Raw genomic sequence first — 8409 nt, forward strand, 5'->3', positions numbered from 1 at the left:
TATGGGTTAACGGCGCTATTGCGGGCTCTGTATCCGTAAGTTACCGGTTCGATGGTCGAGATGCGCCGTCCGTGGGTCGCCCCTACCGTCAAGCCATGCCGGTTACTCAAGGTTCCGGTGCACTGCCTGCCCGTCGGATCGTGTTCGTCCATGCTCATCCCGACGACGAGACGATCGCGACCGGGGCGACGATGGCCCGCTACGCCGCCGATCCCGACACCCAGGTGGTCCTTGTCACGTGCACGCTGGGCGAGATGGGCGAGGTGCTGCTCCCCGAGCTGACCAACCTGCGGGCGGACCGCGCGGACCAGCTCGGCGGATACCGGATCGGGGAGCTGGAACGGGCGTGTGCCGAGCTCGGTGTCAGCGACTACTGCTTCCTCGGGGGCGCCGGTCGTTGGCGGGACAGCGGCATGTTGGACAGCCCCGCGAACGACGACCCGCGCTGCTTCTGGCGGGCGAACATGGACGACGCGTCCGAGGCGCTCGTGCGGATCGTGCGGGAGGTTCGGCCGCAGGTGATGGTGACCTACGACGCGATCGGGGACTACGGCCATCCCGATCACATCAGGGCGCACGACGTCACCGCCCGGGCCTTCGCCGACGCGGCCGATCCGGACTTCGCTCCCGACGCGGGTCCGACCTGGCAGGTCTCGAAGTTGTACGAGACGGCGCTGTCCCACTCCGCGGTCGAGTCCGCGGTGGACCGCATCTGGCGGTCCGACCTGGCGAAGACGGTCCCCGGGGGGATCACGATGCCCTCGGACATGCTGCTGTCGGTTCCCGATACCAAGGTCACCACGACGATCGAGGCGCCGGGCTTCTTCGCCGCGAAGATCGCGGCGATGCGGGCCCACCGCAGCCAGATGACCGTGGACGGATTCTTCTTCGCCCTGGTCGACGGGAACGGCCGGTCAGCGAAGGCCACCGAGAACTTCGTGCTGGCCCGGGGGACGGTGGGCCCGGGCTCGGGTTCCGGCGTGGAAACCGACCTGTTCGACGGAGTGGTGGCGCACTGATGTCGGAACAGGCCGCGAACGGGCCGCGAACAGATCGCGGGAGGGAATCTTGATGTACACCGGAAACATCATGTACGCCAGGGTCGGGGACCGCCTCGTCGTGCGTAATTCGGCAACGGGTCGTACCGAGCGCCACGGTGTGATACTCAAGATTCGCGGCGAGAGCGGCCGGCCACCGTTCATCGTCCGGTGGGACGACGGCCGCGAATCGTGGTACATCCCGGCGGCCTACGAATCGGTCGAGCTACGCCCCTGCCGCGACCGGCGGCCCGGCTGAGGACCTCCTCGGGGGGAGGGGTGCCGCCCACTGATCGTCGTCGGCGGGCGGCACCCGGCATCACCCCCGGATCCTACTGCCTGGAGTAGAGCTGTTTATAGCGGGCGCCCGCCTGCCGGTTCAGGTAGAGACACGCGGCGCTGAGCGGTCGGTACAGGTTCGAACCGACGTTGTTCGGGTCGCAGTTGTTGAAGTAGTACTCGTAGGCCAGCCCCTTGCCGGCATGGGCCACGAACCAGTCGTACATCCACTGGACGTAATTGGCGTTGTCGCCACCGCCGTTGTTTCCGCTGCTACTCACCACCCCCCATTCGCCGACACCGAAGAGCTTGTTGTGCGCGCGGGCGAAGTTGAACCAGTAGTTCAGCCCACCGGGGGCGTTAGCCTGGGCGTCGAACTCGGCCTTCGTCCTGGACGGCGGCCAGTGGTCGTACGCGTCGAGGCCGACCCCGTCCACCCAGGCGTCACCCGGGTACATGTCGATCGGGTTGTGGCTCGGCGGGTTCTGCGAGTAGTGAGCGTTGAGGCACCAGCACAGGATGGGGTCCGGCTCCGCGGTCGAGTTGATGGCGTCCGCGACGTGGCGCCAGCAGTTGATGTAGGCCGTGGGGTTGGTGGCGGACCACTCGTACCAGTTGCCGTTGCCCTCCCAGGCGAGCCGCAGGTAGGAGTTCTGCCGGCCGTAGGCGTTCAGGACGCGGCCGAAGGTTTTCCAGTACTCGTCGTAGGCCCCGGTGGCGCACGTCTCGTTGCTGGCGCCGATGTTCTCCGGGAAGGGTGGGATGGAGATGATCAACCGGCCGGGCCAGGTGGCGAAGGTCCGCAGCAGGTCCACCGGCTGGCTGACGTTCCCCCAGTTGTTCCGGGTGGTGTAGAGCAGGGTGAAGTCACAGGGCGCGCCGCGCCAGGTGCAGAACGACTCCAGGTTCTGCTGGTTCATCACCGGGTCGGGATAGGTGCCGGTCAGCCACCCTTTGCCCGAGCGGGGCCCGGCGTAGGACGGCGGGGCCGGCGGCGGGTTCGCTCCGGTGGTGATCTCCGCCCGGTCGAAACCGACGTTGTTGCCCCTCGAGGAGGTGCTGCGCTGCCCGGTGTTCGTCAGCGTCAGGGTGTGCGTGCCGGCGGTGAGCTTGTCCGAGCTGTAGAGCAGGGTGATGGTCGCGTTCGGCGAATAGGTGTCGACGCTGGTGGGCAGGCCGCCGTCCAGGCGAACCGTGCTGAATCCCCCGATCGGGCCCTTGGCGCCGTAGAGGTTGACCTGCGTTCCACTGAAGCGGATCGTGGCAACTCTACCGGCGGTCGCCGAGTAGTAGAAGCTGTTGTTCGGAGAGGTAATGCAGCCGCTGCACTTCGCCCACCCCGCCGAGTAGGAGACCTGGTTGGTGCCGGTGCCGATGGTGCCGTCCTCGATGATCGTCGGGGTCTGCGCACGGGCAGGTCCGGTCAACGCCCCGGTCACCAAGGCCACGGTGAGGGTGAGCAGCAGACCGCCGAGCCGGTGGCGACGTGCTCGAGTCCGCGCATGACGGCCGTTCGAATATCTCCTGGGTTGGGACGCCGTCCCGTCCCGTTGATCCTCTGTACGCATTCTCCAGTCCTGTCCTGGGTTGTGGAACGCATGTCGAGCTTGTCGATGAAAGCTGACTCAACCAGGAAGGACGCTAGATCAGTGGTTCGCGGGCATGGCCGAACGCCGTTGTCCGGAGATTCGACGCGGACTTCTCCAGGCGTGGGCGAAGACTTGTGACGTTGTCTTTCCCATCGGTTCCGGCGGAACGTGCGCAGCCGGGTTGCGCAGGTTTTTCGCCTGCGGCGGCGATGTCACCGGTTCTGGCGGTTCTTTGGGACCGGCGCAGGAAAATCGTGATCCGTTCGACCCGGCAGGCAGAGTGCCAGTGGTCAGAGCACCGACGGTCAGAGCAGGGTACCGAAGACCTGCGTCCAGTAGAAACTGGATTCGCCGCCGGTGGCCTGCCCGACGCCGATTTGGCGCAGCCGCGGGATGAGGATGTTCGCCCGGTGGCCGGGGCTGTTCATCCATCCCGTCACCACCTCGTCCGCGCTGTTCTGGCCGGCGGCGATGTTCTCGGCGACCTGGGCGTAGCGGTAGCCCAGGGCGCTCACCCGGTCGGACACCGTGCGTCCCTCCGGGCTGGTGTGCGCGAAGAAGCCACGGGTCGCCATGTCCACGCTGTGCGCCTCCGCGGCAGCGGCCAGACGGTCGTCGACGGTCAGCGGCGCGAGACCCTCCCGGGCGCGCTCGGCATTGGTGAGCGTGACGACCCGCGCGAGCACGAGGGTCAGACCGCCCTCCCCGGTACCCCGACCCGTGGAGTCGGGGTACCGGCTTGGGGCACGGCGTTGGCCCTGGTCGTGTTGGCCTTGGTCGCCGTTGCCGCCGTCGTCGACGGCGACTCCGAAGTCCCGGGCGAGACCGGCGAGGCCGTCCGCGTACCCCTGCCCCACCGCCCGGATCTTCCACGCGGGGCCGTGCCGGTAGATCTCCACCAGCGTGACCACGGTCTCGCGGGACAACGGCGGCGGCGCGAAGCGGGCGATGAGGGCATCATGATCATTATGGATGGTGACGGCGAGAGCTGGCAGCCGTCCGAAGGGCGTCGTACCGTCCTCGGGGCTGGCGGCGATCACGACACGTTCGGCGCCCGGGCGCAGCCGGCCCGGATCGACGGTCACCGCGCTGCCCGAGAGCGCCACGCCCGGTGCTCTCGACTGGTTGTAGAACACGAAGTCGCTGTCCGCGGCGACCTTGCCGTTCGCGCCGGTGACGAGCGCACAGACGTCGAAGGGACCGGCGAGCCGGACCGAGACAGGGCCGGGAGGCAACGGCCCGTTCGCGCCAGGTACCAGGTCCCTCATCCGTTTCCACCCCTGTAGCCGTGTTCGTCCGCCATCGAGCGTTCGTCCGATGGTGCCATCCCGGGCGTTCCGCGGTGTGTCCGCGTTCCGTCACCCCTGGCCAATCCGTGGGGTTGGGTGGCTTTTGCGAGGTTCGGTAGCTCTCATGGGATTCGGTGGCCGTTGTGGGGTTCGGTGGCTGTTGTGGCTGGTTTGATTGCCTTGTCGGTCTGTCCGGTCGTACCGTCACCTCGGTTGCCATGATTACGTGATCAATGGCCTGGCTGCGAATTTTCCGGTGGGCTCACGCCGCTCATCGCGATCGAGGAGGGCCGGCGACCATTGGTGGGGGGCCACTGAGGGGATGATCGAGGCGCCGTTCCGCGGTGCCCGGAGCAGGGTGGGCCGCCGTTGAACGACGTCATGGGCTACGCCCTGCTCAGCCTGGGCACGGGCGCGCTCTACGCCCTCGTGGCCTCGGGTGTGGTGGTCATCGCCCGTGGGGCCGGTGTGCTCAACCTGGCCCAGGGCGCGCTGCTGGCCTGGGCGGCCTATGCCTTCCATGGGCTGCATGCGGGGTGGGGGCTGCCGCTCGGCCTCGCGGCGCCGCTGGCCGTGCTGTCGACGACCGCCATCGGGGTCGTGTTCCACCTGCTGGTGATGCGGCGGCTGCGCGAGGCGACCTCGCTGCTGCGGCTGATGGCGACGCTCGGTCTGCTGATCATCTTGCAGTCGTCGCTGACGCTGATGTTCGCCGGTGCCGTGCGCACCTCCCCGACGGTGCTGCCGACCGGCAGGATCACGCTGTTCGACGAGCCCGTCGGCGTGTCCGTGTTTGTCCGGCTGGCCGTGGTCGCCGTGCTGGTCGCGGGGCTCTGGGCGGTGTTCCGGTTCACCACAGTGGGCCTCGCCGCGACGGTGGCGGCGGAGAACCTCCGGGCCGCCGCGACCTTCGGCTGGTCGGCGGACACCGTCGCCGCCGCGGCCTGGGGCGCCGGCAGCGCGCTGGCCGGTCTCGGCGGGGTCCTGCTCGCGCCGCTGCAGAACCCGTTGTCCTCAGCGAACCTGCTCCTGCTCATCGTCCCGGCGCTGGCGGTCGCGCTGGTCGCGCGGTTCCGCTCCTTCCCGATGGTGCTGGCGGGCGGGCTCGCCCTCGGGGTCGTCGAGGTGGAGACCCAGTTCCAGCTGGTCGCCGAGCATCCCTGGTGGCGCGGAGCCGACCGGGCCGTGCCGCTGGCGGTCATCGTCTTCTACCTCGCGATCCGCGGGCGGGGAATACCCGAACGCGGCCACCTCGCCGAACGTCATCCTGCCCTCGGCAGCGGCCGGGTGCATCCGCGCGCCCTCGCGGTCACCGTGGCGGCCACTCTGGCGGCGATCTGGTGGCTGCTGCCGGTCGACTGGGTCGACGCGAACGCCCTGTGGGCGCTGGTCATCCTGTCCGTCGTCGTGCTCGTCGGGTTCACCGGGCAGTTGTCCCTGGCGCAGCTCGCCTTCTCCGGCATCGCGGCGTTGATCGCCGGACGGCTCGTCGCGACCCGCGGCTGGCCGTTGGAAGCGGCCATGCTCGTCGGGGTCGTCGGCACGGCCGCGGTCGGACTGTTGTTCGCCCTGCCGGCGCTGCGGACCCGGGGCCTGCAGTTCGCGGTGGTGACCCTGGGCCTGGGCACCGCCGTCGACGCTCTGCTGTTCCAGCGCGGCTACCACTCCCCGGCGCCGAGGAGCGCGGACTCCATCGGTTCGCTGTTCGGCGATCTGGCCTCCCCGGAGGGCACGGTCGTCGGCCGTCAGACGTTCCTCGGCATCGAGCTGGACAAGGTTGCCAACCCCCGCGGGTTCGCGACCGTCTCCGTCCTCGCCTTCGTCCTCGTCGCGCTGGCCGTCGCCAACCTGCGACGCGGGCGCGCGGGCCGGCGGCCGATCGCGGTACGGACCAACGAGCGGGCCGCCGCCGCGCTCGGCATCAGCGTGGTCGGCGCGAAGCTCTACGCCTTCGCGCTGTCGGCGGCCATCGCCGGATTCGGCGGGGTGCTCTACGCGTTCTACGTCTACGGGGAGCGCGGGAACATCGACTACGGCGGTGGCGCCTTCGCGCCGTTCTCGTCGATCATGCTTATCGCCTACGCGGTGGTCGGCGGGGTCGGCTGGGTCAGCGGGGCGTTCGCCGGGGCGACGATGGCCGCCGGGGCGCTCGCGACCCGGCTCGGCGGCTGGGTCGGCGACCTGCTCGCCCGGCTCGGCGTGCTGCTGCGGGTCGTCGTGGCGGCCCTCGCCGGGCTGCTCGGCCTCGCCTCCGGTGCCTCGCTCGTCAGCGCGCCGCCGGCTCGGCGCCGCCGCCCGGTACGCTCCCTGGGCCGTCGCGGCCGTCGCGGCCGGCGCCGCCCTGGTCGCCGCGGTCTTCGGCGGATGGGTGCGGGACTGGCTGGCCGAGCTCGACCGCTACGTGCCGCTGATCGGCGGGATCGTCCTCGTCGTCGTGCTGTCCCGGTCGGGTGGGGGCATGGCGCCGGAGAACGCCCGCGCCGCCCGGCTGCTCCACGACCGCCACGTCCCCGCCGCGACCGCCCGCCGCCGCCGCTCCGATGCCGCCCGCCTGGCTCGCCTGCTCGGCGCCACGCCCGCCGCGCCTGCCGTCCTGTCGGTCCGGGGTCTGACGGTCCGGTTCGGCGCGGTCACCGCGGTGCGCTCGGTCGACCTGCGGGCGGAACCCGGTGAGATCGTCGGGATGATCGGCCCGAACCGCGCGGGCAAGACGACGGTCATCGACGCGATCACCGGTTACACCCCGTCCTCGGTCACGTCGATGACGTTGGGCGGCGTCCGGCTGGACCGTCTGCCGGCGCACCGGCGGGCCCGCGCCGGCATCAGCCGGTCGTTCCAGAACCTGGAGCTGTTCGACGATCTGATGGTCATCGAGAACATCCAGGCGGCCAGCGACCGCCGGGACACCCGCGCCTATCTCACCGACCTGCTGTTCCCCCGGGGACGTCCGCTCGAGCCGGCCGCGGTCGCCGCGGTCGACGCCTTCGGGCTGCGCGACGATCTCCTGCGCACCGTGGCGGAGCTTCCCTACGGTCGCCGTCGGCTGCTGGCCATCGCCCGGGCTGTCGCGGCGCGCCCCGCCGTGCTGCTGCTCGACGAGCCGTGCGCCGGGCTGGACGAATCGGAGAGCGCGGAGGTCGCGGGCCTGCTGCGTCGGCTCGCCGACGACTGGGGGCTGGGCATCCTGCTCAACGAACACGACATGGACGTGGTCATGGGGGTCTGCGACCGGGTGGTCGTGCTGGACGCCGGGGAGCGCATCGCCGAGGGGACGCCGGAGCGGGTGCGCGACGACCCCCGAGTGCGGGTCGCCTGCCTGGGGGAGGCGGCGGTCCCGGCTCGGTTGACGGATCCGGCTCGGTTGACGGACCCGGCCCGGTTCGCGGCCGGCCCCGCGGTGCTGGCGGCGCGGGGCCTGTCCGCCGGCTACGGCAACGGCCCGGTGGTCCGCGACCTCAACCTGGAGGTGCACGCCGGCGAGGTCGTGACCCTGCTCGGCCCGAACGGTGCCGGCAAGACGACGACACTGCTGGCGCTGGCCGGCGCGATCCCGTCAGCGGGAGGCGAGGTCCTGCTCGCCGGGGCCGTGACGACCGCCGCGCTGCACGAACGGTGCCGGCGTGGCCTGAGCCTGGTTCCCGAGGAACGCTCGGTCATCATGGACCTCACCGTCCGGGAGAATCTCCGGGTCGGTCGATGCGACCCGGACCTCGCCCTCGCGGTCTTCCCCGAGCTCGCCGAGCACCTCGATCGGCGGGCGGGGCTGCTCTCCGGGGGGCAGCAGCAGATGGTGACCCTCGCGCGCGCCCTGGCGCGCCGGCCCACGGTTCTGCTCGCCGACGAGCTCTCGCTGGGCCTCGCGCCGCGCGTCGTGGACCGTCTGCTGGCGGCGGTGCGCGCCACCGCGGACGACGGGCTCGCCGTGATCCTCGTCGAGCAGCATGTCCGCAGCGCCCTATCGATCGCCGATCGGGTGCACGTCCTGCGGCACGGGGCCCTCGCCTGGTCGGGCACCGCCGCCCAGGCCCGTGCCGACCGGGAGGTCCTGCTCGGCGCCTATCTGTCACCCGGGCGGCCGGCGGACTCCGGCGATGGCGCCCTCAGCGGCCCCAGTGTCTGACCCGGGTCAGTACGAGCGCGTGCCTGACCCGGGTCAGCGTGTGCCTCAGAGTCAGGAGGCGGCCCGGCGCAGGATGTCTAGGCTTGTCTTCCGCA

At 70.7% G+C, this 8409-nt stretch carries 6 protein-coding genes; 4 read left to right on the plus strand and 2 right to left on the minus strand.

Annotated elements, in window-relative coordinates; genetic code table 11:
• Positions 1-95 precede the first annotated feature (95 nt).
• Together mshB and AC08OJ_RS14805 are read left to right on the plus strand one after the other, a co-directional pair.
• Positions 96-1019: an N-acetyl-1-D-myo-inositol-2-amino-2-deoxy-alpha-D-glucopyranoside deacetylase gene (gene mshB / locus AC08OJ_RS14800; protein ID WP_476596009.1), complete on the plus strand. Its 924-nt coding sequence runs from the start codon at positions 96-98 to the stop codon at positions 1017-1019.
• A gap of 52 nt (positions 1020-1071) precedes the next feature.
• Positions 1072-1296: a DUF1918 domain-containing protein gene (locus AC08OJ_RS14805; RefSeq protein ID WP_462186202.1), complete on the plus strand. Its 225-nt coding sequence runs from the start codon at positions 1072-1074 to the stop codon at positions 1294-1296.
• Between the two features lie 73 nt (positions 1297-1369).
• On the opposite strand, the gene AC08OJ_RS14810 is transcribed toward AC08OJ_RS14805, so the two are convergent.
• Together AC08OJ_RS14810 and AC08OJ_RS14815 are read right to left on the minus strand one after the other, a co-directional pair.
• Positions 1370-2884, minus strand: a complete 1515-nt coding sequence (locus AC08OJ_RS14810) for a glycoside hydrolase family 26 protein (protein WP_476593503.1) — start codon at positions 2882-2884, stop codon at positions 1370-1372.
• Positions 2885-3210: 326 nt separating this feature from the next.
• Positions 3211-4173 carry a CAP domain-containing protein gene (locus AC08OJ_RS14815; RefSeq protein WP_476596011.1) on the minus strand — a complete coding sequence of 321 codons (963 nt, stop codon included), beginning with the start codon at positions 4171-4173 and terminating at the stop codon, positions 3211-3213.
• A gap of 390 nt (positions 4174-4563) precedes the next feature.
• Here AC08OJ_RS14815 and AC08OJ_RS14820 point away from each other — a divergent pair, with 390 nt between their 5' ends.
• Together AC08OJ_RS14820 and AC08OJ_RS14825 are read left to right on the plus strand one after the other, a co-directional pair.
• The gene (locus AC08OJ_RS14820; protein WP_476596012.1) at positions 4564-6867 is read left to right on the plus strand and encodes an ABC transporter permease subunit; all 2304 of its coding nucleotides are present in this window, start codon (positions 4564-4566) and stop codon (positions 6865-6867) included.
• Entirely contained in the window at positions 6833-8314 is a 1482-nt protein-coding gene (locus AC08OJ_RS14825) for an ATP-binding cassette domain-containing protein (RefSeq protein ID WP_476596013.1), read from the plus strand. Before AC08OJ_RS14820 ends, AC08OJ_RS14825 begins: the two co-directional genes overlap by 35 nt.
• Positions 8315-8409 lie beyond the last annotated feature (95 nt).

The organism is Frankia sp. CgKIO3 (assembly GCF_977946435.1).

Excerpts from the sequence above, each read along its gene's own strand:
- AC08OJ_RS14810 (WP_476593503.1), bottom strand. The coding sequence starts at position 2,884 with ATGCGTACAGAGGATCAACGGGACGGGACGGCGTCCCAACCCAGGAGA.
- AC08OJ_RS14815 (WP_476596011.1), bottom strand. The coding sequence starts at position 4,173 with ATGAGGGACCTGGTACCTGGCGCGAACGGGCCGTTGCCTCCCGGCCCT.
- AC08OJ_RS14805 (WP_462186202.1), top strand. The coding sequence starts at position 1,072 with ATGTACACCGGAAACATCATGTACGCCAGGGTCGGGGACCGCCTCGTC.
- mshB (WP_476596009.1), top strand. The coding sequence starts at position 96 with ATGCCGGTTACTCAAGGTTCCGGTGCACTGCCTGCCCGTCGGATCGTG.